The sequence below is a fragment of the Amycolatopsis aidingensis genome (assembly GCF_018885265.1).
GTDB classification, from domain to species: Bacteria; Actinomycetota; Actinomycetes; order Mycobacteriales; family Pseudonocardiaceae; genus Amycolatopsis; species Amycolatopsis aidingensis.
On record NZ_CP076538.1, the window covers coordinates 1,323,178 to 1,338,905 of the forward strand.

General features: G+C 69.4%; 17 protein-coding genes. 9 read left to right on the top strand and 8 right to left on the bottom strand.

The genetic code is table 11. The features are described 5' to 3' along the window. Window positions 1–57 precede the first annotated feature (57 nt). A complete protein-coding gene (locus KOI47_RS06450) occupies window positions 58–960 on the bottom strand; it encodes a universal stress protein (RefSeq protein WP_216214835.1) in 903 nt (300 codons plus the stop codon). Then, complete coding sequence (locus KOI47_RS06455; protein WP_216214837.1) at window positions 957–1,892, bottom strand: universal stress protein; 936 nt, start codon at window positions 1,890–1,892, stop codon at window positions 957–959. Before KOI47_RS06455 ends, KOI47_RS06450 begins: the two co-directional genes overlap by 4 nt. A 487-nt stretch (window positions 1,893–2,379) precedes the next feature. On the opposite strand from KOI47_RS06455, the gene KOI47_RS06460 reads away from it, so the two are divergent. From KOI47_RS06460 to KOI47_RS06490, 7 genes are all read left to right on the top strand, one after another. After that, the gene (locus KOI47_RS06460) at window positions 2,380–4,803 is read left to right on the top strand and encodes a sensor histidine kinase (protein ID WP_216214839.1); all 2,424 of its coding nucleotides are present in this window, start codon (window positions 2,380–2,382) and stop codon (window positions 4,801–4,803) included. A gap of 82 nt (window positions 4,804–4,885) precedes the next feature. Further along, complete coding sequence (locus tag KOI47_RS06465; RefSeq protein WP_216214840.1) at window positions 4,886–5,311, top strand: roadblock/LC7 domain-containing protein; 426 nt, start codon at window positions 4,886–4,888, stop codon at window positions 5,309–5,311. Continuing rightward, on the top strand, window positions 5,308–5,679 hold the full coding sequence (locus KOI47_RS06470) for a DUF742 domain-containing protein (RefSeq protein ID WP_216214842.1): 372 nt from the start codon (window positions 5,308–5,310) through the stop codon (window positions 5,677–5,679). The genes KOI47_RS06465 and KOI47_RS06470 overlap by 4 nt, the downstream gene beginning before the upstream one ends. 16 nt (window positions 5,680–5,695) lie before the next feature. Beyond that, window positions 5,696–6,250: a GTP-binding protein gene (locus KOI47_RS06475; protein WP_216214844.1), complete on the top strand. Its 555-nt coding sequence runs from the start codon at window positions 5,696–5,698 to the stop codon at window positions 6,248–6,250. 205 nt (window positions 6,251–6,455) lie between these two features. Further along, window positions 6,456–7,541 carry a hypothetical protein gene (locus KOI47_RS06480; RefSeq protein ID WP_232376573.1) on the top strand — a complete coding sequence of 362 codons (1,086 nt, stop codon included), beginning with the start codon at window positions 6,456–6,458 and terminating at the stop codon, window positions 7,539–7,541. Window positions 7,542–7,572: 31 nt separating this feature from the next. Continuing rightward, window positions 7,573–8,217 carry a hypothetical protein gene (locus KOI47_RS06485; RefSeq protein ID WP_216214846.1) on the top strand — a complete coding sequence of 215 codons (645 nt, stop codon included), beginning with the start codon at window positions 7,573–7,575 and terminating at the stop codon, window positions 8,215–8,217. Beyond that, window positions 8,214–9,083 carry a hypothetical protein gene (locus tag KOI47_RS06490; protein WP_216214848.1) on the top strand — a complete coding sequence of 290 codons (870 nt, stop codon included), beginning with the start codon at window positions 8,214–8,216 and terminating at the stop codon, window positions 9,081–9,083. The genes KOI47_RS06485 and KOI47_RS06490 overlap by 4 nt, the downstream gene beginning before the upstream one ends. Here KOI47_RS06490 and KOI47_RS06495 read toward each other — a convergent pair. Next, window positions 9,046–9,963 carry a LysR family transcriptional regulator gene (locus KOI47_RS06495; protein WP_216214850.1) on the bottom strand — a complete coding sequence of 306 codons (918 nt, stop codon included), beginning with the start codon at window positions 9,961–9,963 and terminating at the stop codon, window positions 9,046–9,048. The genes KOI47_RS06490 and KOI47_RS06495 overlap by 38 nt on opposite strands. 73 nt (window positions 9,964–10,036) lie before the next feature. Between KOI47_RS06495 and KOI47_RS06500 the strand changes: the two genes are divergently transcribed. Next, the gene (locus tag KOI47_RS06500; protein ID WP_232376574.1) at window positions 10,037–11,365 is read left to right on the top strand and encodes an MFS transporter; all 1,329 of its coding nucleotides are present in this window, start codon (window positions 10,037–10,039) and stop codon (window positions 11,363–11,365) included. On the opposite strand, the gene KOI47_RS06505 is transcribed toward KOI47_RS06500, so the two are convergent. Beyond that, window positions 11,269–11,727 carry an Lrp/AsnC family transcriptional regulator gene (locus KOI47_RS06505; RefSeq protein WP_216214852.1) on the bottom strand — a complete coding sequence of 153 codons (459 nt, stop codon included), beginning with the start codon at window positions 11,725–11,727 and terminating at the stop codon, window positions 11,269–11,271. The genes KOI47_RS06500 and KOI47_RS06505 overlap by 97 nt on opposite strands. A gap of 78 nt (window positions 11,728–11,805) precedes the next feature. Here KOI47_RS06505 and KOI47_RS06510 point away from each other — a divergent pair, with 78 nt between their 5' ends. Continuing rightward, entirely contained in the window at window positions 11,806–12,696 is an 891-nt protein-coding gene (locus KOI47_RS06510; protein WP_216214854.1) for an SMP-30/gluconolactonase/LRE family protein, read from the top strand. A 57-nt stretch (window positions 12,697–12,753) separates the two neighbouring features. Here KOI47_RS06510 and KOI47_RS06515 read toward each other — a convergent pair whose 3' ends face one another. The 4 genes from KOI47_RS06515 to KOI47_RS06530 form a co-directional block, all read right to left on the bottom strand. Further along, complete coding sequence (locus tag KOI47_RS06515) at window positions 12,754–13,623, bottom strand: SAM-dependent methyltransferase (protein ID WP_216214856.1); 870 nt, start codon at window positions 13,621–13,623, stop codon at window positions 12,754–12,756. 14 nt (window positions 13,624–13,637) lie between these two features. After that, window positions 13,638–14,468 carry a helix-turn-helix domain-containing protein gene (locus KOI47_RS06520; protein WP_216214858.1) on the bottom strand — a complete coding sequence of 277 codons (831 nt, stop codon included), beginning with the start codon at window positions 14,466–14,468 and terminating at the stop codon, window positions 13,638–13,640. Window positions 14,469–14,643: 175 nt separating this feature from the next. After that, entirely contained in the window at window positions 14,644–14,874 is a 231-nt protein-coding gene (locus KOI47_RS06525) for a DUF397 domain-containing protein (RefSeq protein WP_216214859.1), read from the bottom strand. A gap of 388 nt (window positions 14,875–15,262) precedes the next feature. Beyond that, a complete protein-coding gene (locus KOI47_RS06530) occupies window positions 15,263–15,520 on the bottom strand; it encodes a hypothetical protein (RefSeq protein ID WP_216214861.1) in 258 nt (85 codons plus the stop codon). Window positions 15,521–15,728: the final 208 nt, after the last annotated feature.

Sequence of the window (15,728 nt, forward strand, 5' to 3'; positions counted from 1 at the left end):
CCGCGGTGCTGTCGGTGCCGTGCTCGCGCCACCGGCACCAGCACGGCCGAGCCGGGATCACTCGGCCGGCTCCGGTCGTACGACCATGACGGGGCACTCGGCGTGGTGCAGCAGAGCCTGGCTGGTCGAACCGAGCAGCAGGCCGCGGAATCCGCCCCTGCCCCGGCAGCCGGCCACGAGCAGCCGGGCCCTGGCGGACCACTCCAGCAGCTGGTGCCGCGGCCGGTCCCTGGCGACCACACGCTCCACGTGTACCTCCGGGTACTTCTCCTGCCAGCCGGCCAGCTGCTCCGCCAGCGTCCTGCGCTCCACCGCGTCCACCGACTCCCAGGTCGAGTAGAAGCGGGCCGGGCTGAACACGGTGTCGTAGTCACCGTCCAGCCAGGCATGTACCGCCACCAGCGGCGCGCCCCGCCAGGACGCCTCCTCGAACGCGACCGCGACCGCCCGCTCGCTGACCGGGCTGCCGTCAACCCCCACCACCACCGGTCCCTCCGCAGGCACCTGCTCGCCTGCCCGGCCGCGCACGACGACCACCGGACAGTGCGCATGGCTGGTTACGGCGACGGCCGTGGAACCAAGCGGCATCCCGGGAAAGCCACCCTTGCCGGACCCGCCGAGCACGAGCATTCGCGCCCGGTGGGAGAGTTCGAGCAGGGCAGGGATCGCCGGTTCCCGCGACAGGATCGTGTCCACATCGACCCCGGGACCCGTCGCCTGCGCCAGTTCCATCGCCTCGTCGAGAACCCGTTCGCCGTCCTTTTCCGTCGCCTCGAAGAACCCTTGCGGCACTCCGAGGCCGCCCCCGTAGTAGCCCGCCGACAAGGGCAGCGCGTGCACCAGCCGCAGTCCGAGGCCCCGTTCGGCCGCGGTCTCCGCGGCCCAGCGCACGGCGCGCGTTGCTGCCTCCGAGCCGTCCACCCCGACGATGATCTCGCCGCCGGTCACCATGTCACTCATCTCTTCGTCTCCCTCTCCTGTCGAAGTCCGTGCTGGTCCGTCGTGCCGCGGGCCACGATCACCGGGCAGAGCGCGTAGGACATCACCGCTTGGCTGGTCGAACCGAGCAAGAGGCCGGCCAGCCCACCCCGGCCCCTGCTGCCGACTACGAGCAGCAGCGCGCGGTCGGCCATGGCCAGCAGTTCGTCGGCGGGTGCGCCGCGCCGTAGTTCCCGGTGCACGGTGACGTCGGGGTACTTCTCCTGCCAGCCCGCCAGCCGTTCGGCCAGCAGCTCCCACGCCCGTTCCTCGACTGCGGGCAGGTCCATCCGCAACCGGGTCTGCTCGAACACCGCGGCCAGGAACGTCTCGTCCCACACGTGCACCGCCACCAGCGGCGCGCCCCGCAGGGACGCCTCCTCGAACGCGATCGCGATGGCCTGCTCACCGGCGGGCGAACCATCCACCCCGACCACGACCGGACCGGAGACGGGTGGCTGCTCATCACCAACGTGCGCGCGAACCAGGACCACCGGGCACGCCGCATGCGCGGCCAGCGCTACCGAAGCCGAACCCACCAGCATCCGGCCCAGCGGGCGAAGCCCCTCCGTGCCGAGGACCAGCAGGGCGGCCGATTCCGTGGCCTCGCGCAGCGCCTCGGCCACCCGCCCTTCCCGCAGCTCAACCCGGGGGGACAGCCCTGGTACCGCCTCCCGCGCAACCGCATGTGCGGTGGCCAGCAGCGCCTCGCCCCGCTGACGCAGGTCGGCGCGAAGGTCCTCGCGCATCGGCGATGGCAGGTAGTAGGCCGCGGGCGCATCGTCGAGCGCGTGCACCAGCCGCAGCTCGCGGTTCCGTCGCGCCGCCTCGGCTGCCGCCCACCGCACCGCCTGCATCGCGGAGTCCGAGCCGTCCACCCCGACCACGACCGCACCAAGCGAGGTACCGGACATCGCGTCTCACTCCTTGCCCACTCGTCATGTCTGCCATGGACGTTACGAACGGCGGGTGCCCGAGGGCGCCGGTCCTTGGTCGTCGCACCGAGGGACCTTCGGCACCGGGTGTGCCGTGCGCGGACCGGCTTCGCTCGGCGGGTAGGCGGACGTGCCGGGGTGCGGCAATCTCGTTTTCACCCTTTTGGCCCAAGGCGCCGGAGGAAAAGCTCCGCTCCGGCGCCGGAGCCTCCGCAAATCCGGGTAATCGTCACAATGCGGAAAGTGATCAGGGTTGGCTTGCTGATCACCGGAGCGCCGATTGCCGGACGGGGGCCACCGTGGCGGTGTGCTCCGTGGTAGAAAACGGTTCCCGATCGGTTCCGTAGCAACACGGAGGGTGAGGCAAGGACTGGTGCCGGCTGCTGCTGTGTCCCCTCGTCGTGCCTGCCCCCTCGGGCGGGGCCCCACTTTTCGTCGACTGTCACTCAGGAGCTCGTGAACCCCCGTGCAGAACAAAGCCGACAAGGACGAGTCCGACAAGCCGTACGACAAGTCGATCCGCAAAAGGCTGACCAGGACCGTCCTCATTCCCAGCGTGACGCTGCTGGTGCTCTGGACCGCGGTGTCCTCGTACTTCTTCATCAACGGGCTCTACGTCCGGCTGGTCGCGGACTCGGTGCGCCAGGTGTCGATCCCCGCGGCCACCACGCTGGCCGCGTTCCAGAAGGAACGGCAGATCGCCCTGCGGTACCTGGACAATCCCGGCACCGGCCAGGGCGGGCTGCAGGAACAGCAGGCGGCAACGGACGAGCGGCTCGCGGAGCTGCAGACCGCATTCGACGCGACGATCTCCAGTGCGCCCGACCAGATCGCGACCAAGGTCAACGCGCTGAAAAGCCAGTTCGACCAGCTGCCGGTAGTGCGCTCGCAGATCAACTTCCGGAGCATTGACCGTACCCAGGTCAACTCGTACTACAACGGCGTGCTGGACACCGCGTCGAACCTGTTCGACACCCAGGCCCGGATCGTGCCGGAGGCCGAGGCCGCACACGGCGGCATCACCGCGACCGCGGTCTTCCGCGCCGGTGACATGATGTCGCGCGAGACCTCGATCGTCTCGACGGCCTTCGCGGACGGGGAGTTCGCGCCTGCCGACTTCGTCCGGTTCACCCAGCTGGCCGGCTTCTACCGCACGGAGCTGGCCCAGATCGAGCCCTTCCTCGAGCCCGGGGTCCGGGAGCAGTACCAGGCGCTCGTCGACAGCGCGGCGTGGAGCAGGCTGGCGAGCGCGGAAGACGCACTGATCAAGCACGGCCCGTGGTCCCCCGGCGGGCAGGGCGAGGTGCCGGTCAACCCGGCGGAATGGCAGAGCGCGACGAACCAGGTCGCCCAGCAGCTCAACGATATCGCCATCGACCAGGCCGACAAGGTCTCGGCCGCCGCCATCGACGCCGGAAACGCCCAGCTGCGCAACGCGATCATCGGCAGCATCGTCGCGCTGCTGGCATCCCTTGCCGCGATCATCGTGGCGGTGCGGGTATCCCGTTCGCTCGTCGACCGCGCGCTGATGACTCGCCTCGCGCGGCTGCGCAACGATTCCCTCGACCTCGCACGGGAACGACTGCCGAAGATCGTGAACCGGCTGAAGAACGGCGAACCGGTCAACGTGAAGGAGGAACTTCCGCAGCTCGACCACGGCCGGGACGAGATCGGGCAGGTGGCCGAGGCGTTCAACGTCGCCCAGCTGACCGCCGTCAACGCCGCGGCGAGCGAGGCCAAGGCCCGCAGCGGTGTGCACAACGTGTTCCTCGGTATCGCACACCGCAACCAGGTGCTGGTTCATCAGCAGTTGCAGATCCTCGACGAGATGGAGAGCAGGGAGGAGAACTCGACCCAGCTGTCCTCGTTGTTCCAGCTCGACCACCTGGCCACCCGGGCCCGCCGCACCACCGAGAACCTGATCATCCTCGGCGGCAAGCAGCCCGGCCGTCGCTGGCGCAAGCCGGTCACCCTGATGGAGGTGCTGCGCGCGGCCGTCTCGGAAACCCAGCACTACTCGCGGGTTCAGGTCGAGCAGGTCGCCGATGTCGCGATCGTCGGTGCCGCGGTGGCCGACACGATCCACCTGATCGCCGAGCTGGTCGACAACGCGACCTCGTTCTCCCCGCCCGGTTCCCCGGTCGAGGTGACCAGCCGCATGGTCGCCCGCGGGGTCGTGGTCGACGTGTCGGACCAGGGGCTCGGCATGAAGGACGGCGTCCTGCAGTGGGCCAACGAGATGATGGCCAAGGCGCCCGAGTTCGACGCGATGGCCCTGCGGGCCGACTCCAGCCTCGGCCTGTTCGTGGTGGCGCGGCTGGCCGCGAAGCTCGGGATCACCGTCACCTTCGACCCGTCCCGGTACGGCGGCCTCCGGGCTACCGTGCTGATCCCCTCCCAGCACCTGGCAGGCGAGCAGCAGGGGGCCACGGCAGCCCAGGCGGGCGAGCTGAGCGCCGCCGACTTCGCGCCGACCGAGGACACCGCGGTCCTCGCCCCGGTCGGTGCCTCCGCCCCGCAGCCAGGGGCGCCCGCGCCAAGGGACCAGGAAACCCCCGGCTCGGTCGCCGGCCAGATCCCGGCGAAACGAGACGTCAAGCCGCGCCCTTACCCGGCGCATGGGCTGACCACACCCGACTCCGCGCCGGCCCCACCACCGGCCGTCGCGGAACAGAGGCATGAGCCGGACCCGGCCGAGCGGCCCCCTGAACAGGGCGACGACCGGCCACGGCTGCCCCGGCGCGAGCCGCAGCAGAATCTCGTCACCCAGCTCAGGGACGAGCCCGACGAGGGCGGGGACGAGGACGTGCCGCCAGGGGAGAGCACGGCGCGCACGCTCGCGGCCTTCCACAAGGGCACTCGCAGGGGACGCGACAGGGGCGAGGACTGACGGTCCTCGAGCCCGCGCAGGCATACCGCAAGTTCTATCGGCATAGTAGGAAGTTCCGCACAGGAAGCCGGGGTCTCTCCGCATGAACGAGTACGGGAACTCCAAACCCGATCTCAACTGGCTGCTCGACGACGTGGTCAACCGCGTTGTCGGCGCACAGAACGCCATCGTGCTGTCCGCCGACGGCCTGCTGATCGGCAGGTCGGCCGGGATGAGCAAGGACGACTCGGACCAGCTTTCGGCCATCGCGTCCAGCCTGCAGAGCCTGGCGAAGGGGGTGAGCAAGCAGTTCTCCCGCGGCCAGGTGCTGCAGAACATGATCGAGATGGAACGTGGATACCTCTTCGTCTCGGCCGCGGGCCAGGGAGCCTGCCTCGCCGTGCTGGCCGAAGAGAACGTGGATGTCGAGATGATCGCCTACGAGATGAACCGTCTGGTCAAGCGGGTCGGCGACTATCTCGCCTCCGCTCCGCGGGAAGCCGCGCATGCACTCGGCGAGGCCACGTGAGTGGGGAGGACGGCTGGTATGACGAGGCCGCCGGCCCGCTGGTCCGGCCGTACACGATCACCGGGGGCCGGACCCCTGCCGAGAGTGAGCGGCTCGATCTGTCCACCCAGGTGCGGACCCTGCGGGCGGAGCAGGAAACGGTCGGGTTGGCCCCGGAACACCTGGCGATCCTGCAGCTGTGCCACGAGCCGATGTCGATCGCGGAGATCGCGGTCTATGTGAAGATCCCGCTCGGGGTCGTCCGGGTCCTGTGCGGAGACCTGATCGAACGCGGCTTCGTCATCACGCGATCCCCAAGTCACCAACCGGCCCAGGAGCCGGACCTCGAAACACTTCAGGCGGTTCTCGATGGACTCATCAGGTACTGAGGGCGCGGGGAAGGACATGGTCCCCGCCCCGGTCAAGATCATTATTGCCGGTGGTTTCGGCGCCGGGAAGACCACCATGGTCGGCTCGGTCAGCGAGATCCCGCCGCTGACAACCGAAGAGCTGATGACCGAGGCCAGCACGGGCGTGGACGATACTTCCGGCGTGGAGCGCAAGCAGACGACCACGGTCGCGCTCGACTTCGGCCGGATCACCATCTCCACCCGGCATGTGCTGTACCTGTTCGGCACCCCAGGGCAGGCGCGCTTCTGGTTCATGTGGGACGACCTGGCGCGCGGTGCGATCGGGACGATCGTGCTCGTGGACACCCGGCGGGTGGAGGCCAGCTTCGCCGCGATCGACTTCTTCGAGCGCAGGCAGATCCCGTTCGTGGTCGCGGTGAACTGCTTCGACAACGCGGCGCGCTACGAGGTGAACGAGATCCGCGAGGCACTGGTCGTCCCGGACCAGGTGCCGATCGTCATGTGCGACGCGCGGGATCGTGACTCGAGCAAGATCGCGTTGATCCGGTTGGTGAAGCACGCGATGACGGTGTTGCCCGCGCCGGTCTGATCTCCGGTGACGCCGGGTGGCTGGGTCCGATGGGAGGCACGTCCCCGGTAACCCACATGACGCAATCCGCTGGGCTGGACGGGTGTCAACAGATAGTTGATCGCTCAGCTGGGCTGCTAGCATCCCCCAAGTGTTCAGTGGCTTGCCGGGGTTATCCCATCAGGTAAGGGAAAACGACCGTTCCGCTGATCGCGATCTCGGCACCGTGATTTATCCCGCACAAGGTCGGCTGGCCGGAGATTTCCTGTGCGGGCTGTGGGCCGCGGCGGGTACCGCGCTCAGGATCCCGGCTGAGCAGACCGCCCAGTCCATCCGGGTCCTGCGTTCCGTGCTCCCCGCATGGGCGGGTGAGCGCATCGGGACGGTGCCTGCCGAGCCCTCGTATGTCGCCGATGACGGTTTCCCCGCCGAGATGTCGGTGAACTGGTCCGGAGCCCACCCGGAGCTGCGGCTGCTGTTCGACTGCGGCCAGGTCTCGCCGGACGGTCCCGATCCCGCCGGGTCCGGTGTGGCGGCCAACGGCCGTCTCGGTCGGATTCATCAGATGTTCACCCCACGGCAGGATCTGCCGCCGGCGCCACTGTGGCATTCGGTCGCCTGGCGTCCACCGTCGAGACTGGTGCACAAGACCTACTTCGGCTTGTACGACTGGCCGCACGCGCAGCGCCATGCCGCGGTCGGCGAAGCCATGCGGCGGCTCGGCATGGCAACCGCATGGCGGGAAGCGCGCAGGCGGGTGGAGGAGGCCGCGGGCCTGCGGGAGATCGAGTTCTTCGCCGTGGACCTCGCCGACGAGACGGATGCCAGGGTGAAGGTCTACTACCGCAATCACGGTACCGACATCGGCGAGATGAACCGCATTGCCTCGGTGGCGCGGCACCACGACCCCGAACGGGCACGGGCCGCGTACCGGACGCTGACCGATGGGCGTACCGATGCCGGTGAAGCGGCCCTGAGTTGTCTGGCATTCCGGTCCGGTGTGGACACTGCGGCGGAGTGTGCGACCTACCTCAGGCTGGGCAGCCTGGCTCCTTGCGACCAGGAGGCTGTGGACCGTACCGCCGCGCTTCTGCGCAGCGAGGGGGTGGACCCTGGCCGGTTCCGCGCGCTCGCCACCACCCTGGCACCCGGCCCGCTGCACGAAAGCCGGGGCCTCCTCGTCCTGGTCAGCTACCGCGCCGCGGGCAGGCAGGGTGACGTCACGACCTACTTCCGCCCTCCCGTTTACCGCGGTTCCGTCCCCCGCCCCGCCTCGCCTGTCGACCTCGGAATGCGTGAACGAACCCGTTGATCCCGGGTAGCACCGTCGGAAGGAGCAGATCGTGAGCCAGCAGGACGTGGAACGGGTCGTGCGCTACAACGAGCAGCGGCAGCAGGAGTACGAGTCGTCGGAGCTGGTCCGGTTGCTGACGGACGGGAACACCGCGGCGGAAACGAAAAAGGCCGTGCTCACCTACCTACAGCCGTGGTCGCACGCCTTCCAGCGGATGATCAGTGCCAGGGTCACCTTCGAGACCGACCCGCAGCTGCGGGCGCTCGCGCTGGAGCATCAGCAGGAGGAGATCGGGCACGACGCCATCCTGGCCCGCAGCCGCGCGGACGATCATCGGGTGGTCTGGGACCCGGTGATCGAAGCGGGCTCCTCGTGGTTCGTGGACCAGTTCGCCGTCCTGCCAGGTGTGCAGCGTGCCGTCCTCGCGCATCTCGCGCTGGAAGCGGGAAGCCTGGTGTTCAGCAGGGCCGGCACGCAAGCTTTTCCGGACGACCCCTACTTCGAGTTGCACGACGAGGCCGACGCCGAGCATCTCGAGATGGGTTACCGGGTGCTGCGGGAACGCACCGACTGGGCCGCGGACGAGGTCATCGCCGTGCTGGACCGGGCCTGGCAGGTCATCACCATGGTGTCCGATCGCATTGCCGAGTGTGCCCGGCGGGACACCGGGGCCGCCATCACCGCGGCACCATGACCGACCCGGTCAGCGCGGCACGCGCCGTCGCCGTCGCCTGCGCCCATGACTTCCGGGACGCGTTCCCCGCGCGGCTGACCGCGGTCTACCTGCTGGGCAGCCTCGCCTACGGCGGCTATGCCCCGGCCGTCAGCGATATCGACCTCGCCCTCGTCCTCACCGAGACCCGGGACGATGATCGCGGCGTCATCGAGGCAACCGGCGAAGCCCTGCGCGGGCGGGATGGCTTGTACCGCAAGCTGTCCGTCTTCTGGGGCTCGCTGCCGGCGCTGCGCACCGGGCTGGAGGACGGACGTTTTCCCGCGCTCGACCGCCTGGAGCTGGCCGAGCACGGTGAGCTCCTGCTCGGCGCCGATGTCGCCGGGCAGGTCGCCCGCCCGGCCGCCGAGGAGCTGCTGGTGGAAAGTGCCCGGTTCGCCGTAACGGTGCTGGCGACCGATGAGGTGACCGCCGAGTTCCAGCACCCCCACCGCCTGCTGACGGATCCGGTGTGGTTCACCAAGGCCGTGTTGTTCCCGGTCCGCTTCCTCTACTCCAGCACCAGGACGACCGGACGTGCCGCCACCAATGACGAGGCCATCGCCTGGTACCTGGCGAGCGGTGCCGGCACCGCCGCCGCGTCCCTGGTCCGTCTGGCGGCGCGGGTCCGGGCGGGAGAGCCGCTGGATCCCGCGCAAGCGGAGGCCCGGCTGGCGGCCGGCCTGCTCCCGCTCTACCGGCACTACATCGACGACCAGGCCAGCCGGTTACGGCATGTTCAGTCCGCAGTGGACCTCGTGACCGCATTCACACGGTGGGGAAGGCGGCTTGCCGAGATCGACCCTCCCCTCAACTCGCGGCACCCGGCAGAAGGGCCGTGGCGGTAGTGGTGATTGTGGACAGCGCCGTGGTGAGCACGGGATGGCCCTGACGACCGCGCCGGGTGGCGGCGAGGATGCGGCGGGTCGGGGCCGGTTCACCGTGTAGCGGGATGCGGGTGACCGGCCAGTCGTGCAGCCGGGCGAGCCGGGGTACCAGGATGATGCCGAAGCCGTGTGCCACCAGCGCGGTTCCGGTGTCCCATTCGTCGGCGTAGTGGGCGATGTTCGGGGTGAAGCCCGCGGCCGTGCAGGCGCTCAGCACCAGGTGATGATAGGTGCTGCCGGGGCGGCCGAGGATCCATGGCTCGTCGGCGGCGTCGGCGAGGGTGACGGTGCGCCGCCGGGTCAGCCGGTGCCGCTGCGGCACCACAAGGTCCAGCGGGTCGCCAAGCAGCGGTTGCTGGGTGAAACGCTCGTCGGCCGTTGGCGGGGTGTCCGCGGTGCTGATCACCAGGGCGAGATCGGCGTCCCCGGCCAGCAGCAGGTCGAAGCAGCGCGCCGGTTCGGCCTCGATCACCCTGACCCGGATCTGCGGATAGTCGTCCCTGAGCGCGGCGGCCGCCGTCGGCAGCAGGTGGGTGGCGGCGGTGGAGAAGCCGCACAGGGTGAACGGGCCGCTGGGTTCGCCGGTCTCCGCGGCCAGTTCGGCGTAGGCGCGCTCGACCTGGGCGTGCAGTGCCCCGGCGTGCCGCAGCACGGTGCGTGCCGCGGTGGTGAGCTGGACCCCGCGGCCGGAGGGGGCCAGCAGTTCGACGCCGAGTTCCGCGGCGAGCTGACGTAGCCGGTAGGACACCGCCGAGGGGGTGTAGTGCAGTGCGGCCGCGGCCGCGGTGACCGTGCCGTGGTGTGCGACCGCCTCCAGCACCTTGATCTTGGGGTCGAGCATGCAACCATTTTGCACGTTCGGCTCCAGAAACGTTTGATTCTGTTCATGACTTAGCGACGGCAGGCTGTGCGGCGTGCTGTTGCTGACGCGTTCTGGCGCACCCGCGGTGCGCACGGGGATCTACGTACTGGTGGTACTCACCGCCGGGGCTTACCTGCCGAGCCCGCTGTATCCCGGCTACCAGGAGGCACTGGGGTTCAGCGATCTGACGATGACGCTGATCTACGCGACGTTCGCGTTGGTCAGCGCCCCTGCGCTGGTGCTGTGCGGGTCCGCGTCCGATGCGCTGGGGCCACGGGGGATGCTGCGCGCAGGCGTCCTGGCGGCCGCGGTCGGCACCGGCTGCTTCGCACTGGCATCCGGGCCTACCTGGCTGGTGGCCGGGCGGGCCGCACAGGGAATCGCGCTGGGTGCGGCCACCGGCGCGGCGAGCGCCCTGATCGGCAGCCATGCGACCGCGTCGAACCGGGCAGGCGGGACCGGCCTTGCCGGTACGGCGTTCGTGGCCGGCACCGCCATGGGGCCGATCCTCGGTGGGCTACTGGCGCAGTACGCGCCGGCACCGCGGGTGCTGCCCTTCGTGCTGCACCTGGTGCTGCTGTGGTTCGCCTGGCGGGCCGTCTCGGCCCTGCCAGCGCCGCCCGTGCCGGGTGCGCGGCGCTGGAAACCAACTCGTCCCCGCGTTCCCGCCGGGATGCGGCCGCTGTTCGCCACCGCCGCGCTGACCGGGTTTCTTGCCTGGACGGTGGCCGGCCTCTTTCTTTCGGTCATCCCGGCACTGCTCAACTATGCGGCACACACCAACCTCGCGGTCACCGGGGGAGTGCTGGGCGCCGTGCTGGTGTGCTCGGTGCTGACGCAACCCCTGGTGCCCCGGATCGGTTCCCGGTCCGCGCAGTTGGCCGGGCTGGCCGCGATGTTCGGCAGCCTGGCGCTCCTGGCGCTGACCGTCGGTGGCTCGCCTCCGGCGACTCTGCTCGCGGCGATCATCGCCGGTGCCGGACACGGGCTGGCCTACGGCGGCGCCACCGCCGCCGTGGAGCGGGGCACACCGGCCCGGCAGCGTGGCGCCGTCACCGGTGCGCTCTATCTCGCCTTCTATCTCGGCGCCGGCGGTCCGGCCATCGCCATCGGCCTGCTCACGCTCGGCCTGCCCTTACCGGCCGCGACCTTCTGGGTGGCCGCCGCGGCGGCCGTGCTCGTGCCGCCTGCCGCCGCGGCGGTGGCCCGGTTCGGCGAGCCCCGGCGTGGCCCGGCGCAAGCGGTGACTCGGGCGGCTGTACCGGTGCCTCGCACCGCGCGGCGTCACCCCTTGGCTTCGCGGTGGAACCACGGTGGACGTTCGAAGAAGGTGTCCAGTGCCACCACCGCCTCGGTGGCCGAGACCCCTGGTACCTCGTAGAGCCGCCGGAGCACATCCTGCAACGCCCCGGTTCCGGTGGTCCGGACCTTCACCAGCACGGAAGCCGATCCGGCAACGACGTGAGCCTCCTCGACCTCCGGGATCGCCGCCAGTGCCGTCGAGGTCGGCTCGTCGCCCATCCAGGTGGCGCCGTCGATCAGCACGAAGGCGAGCACGTCCAGGTCCATCGCGGCGGGGTCGATGTCCACGGTCGTACGGCGGATCACGCCGCGCTCGCGGAGCTTGCGCACCCGCTCGTGTGCCGCTCCGGCGGACAGCCCGGCGGCGGCGCCCAGTGCCGCGTAGGAGGTGGTCGCGTCTTCCTGTAGCGCGGCCAGTAGCCGCCGGTCGATGTCGTCCATATCACTCCATGACTGGATGCTCGTATGTCATATAGTCTCGGTGAAATCATACTAAATGAAATCTTGTCTGGGGTGGACATGGCTGATTCTGTTTCCGCTGTCTTCCAGGTGTGGGACGAGCGGTTCGCGCGCGTTGGCGGTGACTCGCGGCTGGAGCGCCTGTACTCGGGCTGCCGGTGGGCCGAGGGCGGGGTGTACTTCCCGGCGAGCCGGTCGCTGGTGTACAGCGATATTCCCAATGACCGCATGCTGCGCTGGGACGAGACGACCGGCGCGGTCGGCGTGTTCCGGCAGCCCTCCGGCTACTCCAACGGCAACACCGTCGATCGGCAGGGCCGGATGCTGACCTGCGAACAGGGCAACCGGCGGGTCACCAGGACCGAGCACGACGGTTCGATCACCGTTCTGGCCGACCGCTTCCGGGGCAAGCGGTTCAACAGCCCCAACGACCTCGTCGAGGCCGCCGACGGGGCCGTGTGGTTCACCGATCCCGACTACGGAATCAGCAGCGACTACGAGGGCCTGCGCGCGGAGAGCGAGATCGGCGCCTGCAACGTCTACCGCGTGGATCCCGTGGGCGGGGTCACCGTCGTGGCCGACGATTTCGTGCGCCCCAACGGGTTGGCCTTCTCCCCGGACGGCTCCTTGCTGTACGTCGCCGATACCAGGGCGGGGCATATCCGGGTCTTCGAGGTGACCGCGCGCGGCACCCTCAGCGGGGGCGCGGAGCTGGCACGCTGCGCCGCCGGAAAGTTCGACGGGATACGGGTCGACCTCGAAGGCAGGCTCTGGGCGGCAACCGGTGAGGGCCTGCACTGCTTCGCGCCGGACGGCACGCTGCTCGGCGCACTGAAGGTTCCCGAGGAGGTCGCGAACCTTGTCTTCGGTGGCCCCAAACGGAACCGCCTGTTCATCTGCGCCAGCACCTCGGTCTATTCGATCATGCTGAACGTGACCGGGGCACGGTGACCAACGGCCCGGACGGGCCGGGACACCCAGGTGCGGGAGGCGTAAGAGCCGGGTACCTCATTCCGGTTTCCGGGCCACCCCGGCGAGGACGATGGACTCGTTGGGGCGGTCGAAGGTGATTACCGGGGCGGTGCCGCCGAGATCTTCCGGGTGCCACAGTGTTGTCCAGGTGACCCCGGGGTCGAGCAGGGTGAGGTCGCCGAAGAGGCCGGTGATCTCCGCTTCGGTGCGCCAGATGACGGGATTGCCCGCGCTGTCGTACCTGCGTTTCAGATCGGCGAGCTTGTCCGCGAAGTCGGCGGGGATGCCGTCGGTGGTGACATGCGAGATGGCGAGGTAGGACCCTGGCGGCAGCAACTCCCGGTAGCGGGCGACGGCGACGGGGCCGAGCTCGGTGCCGTCCGCGCCCGGTTGCCGGATGTGCAGCACGGCGATCAGCAGCAGCGCGATCGGCTGGTCCAGGTCGATGACCTCGCTGTCGGCCAGCTGGTTCCAGAGCCGGTCCGGATCGCGCATATCGGCCTGGAGCACGGTGTGGCGCCGCGGATCGCCGTGCTCCTGCAGCAGCTTGCGGGAATGCGCCACGGCGATGGGTTCGTGGTCGACGTAGGCGACATGAGCCTGCCCTGGGGCGAGCTCGTCGGCGACCTGATGGGTGTGCCCCATGGTCGGCAGGCCGGAGCCGATGTCGACGAACTGCCTTACTCCCTTGCGGATCAGGTGGCGGACGGCCTTGTGCAGGAAAAGGCGGTTCGCCTTGGCGATGGGCCGGACGAGGGGGAAGGCCGTAAGGACCTGGTCGCCGAACCGGCGGTCGATGGTCCAGTTGGTCTCGCCTCCGAGGAAGTAGTCGTAGACCCTGGCCACGCTGGGGTGGTCGAGATCGAGGCCGGGTAGGGGAAACGAGTCCGCATCGCGCTCGGCCACGGCCGGTGCTCCCTTCAGTCGGTCAGCGGGGATCGCCGGTCCGCGAGCACCTCGCGGGTCCGGGCGGGGTCCATGGCGGCTTCGGCCAGCGCGTCCCAGGACCGCTCGTAGCAGAGCAGGTCCTCGGCGTAGGCCCGCGGGGAGTTGTGCAGGTTCTCGGTGTAGACGAAGTCCCGGGTGCCGGGTTCGAACTCGAGGATGGTGTAGTCGGGGTCGACGTAGACGATGGCCAGGTAGGGCACCAGGCGGATGGTCACGGTGTCGTAGTTGTCGATCAGCCACAGCATGTGGGTGAGCTGGTCGGCGGCGATATGCGGGCAGAGGCTGTGCACCAGGCGGTCGATCGCGCTCTCGCTGAGCAGGAACTCGAACCGGCAGCGGGGGTTGAGGTCGAACACCTTCTGCCGTTCCCACCGGTCCTGCATCGGCTCGTCCACGTTGTCGTAGCCGTAGGCTGTGTACTGGGCCAGCATGTAGCCCTCCGCGTGCAGCAGCCCGGAGATCCGCTCGCCGGTCCAGCTGCGGATCCTGGTGGCATCGCGCTCGAAGGCAGGCATATCGCGAAACCAGGTCGGCGAGGTGGTGGCGCGGTGCTCGTCCCGCAGCCGCAGCGAGCTGTTGACCCCGTTCATCTCCCGTAGTTCCGCCGCCACCTCGGCCGGGAGTTCGAGGGCGCCGACGATGGTGTCGAGATCCACGTACTTGAGCCCGCAGTCGCCGCCCTCGATCTTGGCGATCTTGGACTGGCTGCAGCTGACCAGCTCGCCGAGCTGCTCCTGGGTGAGTCTTCGCCGTTCCCGCCAGTCCCGCAGCAACTCCCCGATCCGCACGCGCTGCGTGGCCACCGAGGGAGAGTGCCGCGCCGGGGACGTCGTCACGTAGGGCTCCGGATCGGTCGAGAACGCCAGGATCGGCCCCAGTCTAGGGGTACTGAGCCAGGACGACGGCTCGGTGACGCGACTTCACCGACCGGTGGCCCGCATGCGCGCCGGAATGTCCGGAATGTTCAGCGGCGGACGTTCAGCGGTGGAACTGTCCAGAACGGACGGAGCTGAGGAAGGCCACCCATTCCTCGTCGTCGAACACCAGCACCGGCGAGCCGGGCAGTTTCGTGTCCCGCAGGCCGACCTTGCCCTCGGCGCCGAGGTTGACCTCCACGCAGTTGGCGTTGTTCGGACCGCAGGCTGCCGGCCGCTGCCAGGCTCCCTTCGGGAATGCGTCGTGCACGGTCTCCGGATCGTACCGTTCCATGACGGCCCCCTCCTTGTTGCGCCCGATGGGTAGTGGAATATTCTGTACTCAGGATCAGCGTGGAATATTCGACATGCAAGCCCGGAGTTTTCTGATCATGGCCGTGACCGGTGAAATTTCGCCTGTGTGGGCGACGGGTGGAATGACGCCGTCCGGTGCGCGCCATGTTCTGCCGGGCAGAAACCGTTCATCGTTTCACTCTGACCGTTTACCGACGCATACCCCGTTAGCCGATGGACCGAATATTCCATGGTCCGATGGAATCTGCGTGCCGGTGTTCGCGGGCGACGGGAGAGTTCGGGTGGCGGCAGCACACGGGCGGGCGCGGGGCGGCCCCCGTGCCCACGCCGGGAGGGCGCGGGGCACGGGGGCCGGTGCCGGACCGGCGTCAGTTCCCGCCGTGTGGTGTGCGGCGTGCGCGCAGTGCCAGGCACAGGTTGGCCAGCAGCAGTGCTCCGGAGGCACCCAGCCCGCCCGCGAGGCCGACCGTCATCGTCGTGACCGCGCCCAGCGCCAGCGCCAGCACCAGCGCCACCTGCAGGGTCACGCTCCAGCGCCGGAACAGGCCCCGGGCGTCCAGCCAGGCGGCCAGGCATCGGATGCGGTGTCCCCATGCGCCCGTGCCGGCCTCGTTCGGGGCAACCATCACCCGAAGGTGGGAGTCGCTGTCTACCGACGCGCAGTCCCGGCATCCGTACTCATGGGCGTCGCTTCCCTGGTGACCTGGCCAGTCCGGGGTTGGCGGCTCTACACTCATCTTGTTGTTCCTTGCCTTGTGAAATGGGTGGGTACAACATCCGCGCGGCTCCCCCTGGCCGGGGAGCCGCGCATCTTTATGCGCAGCCAGTCCTCGC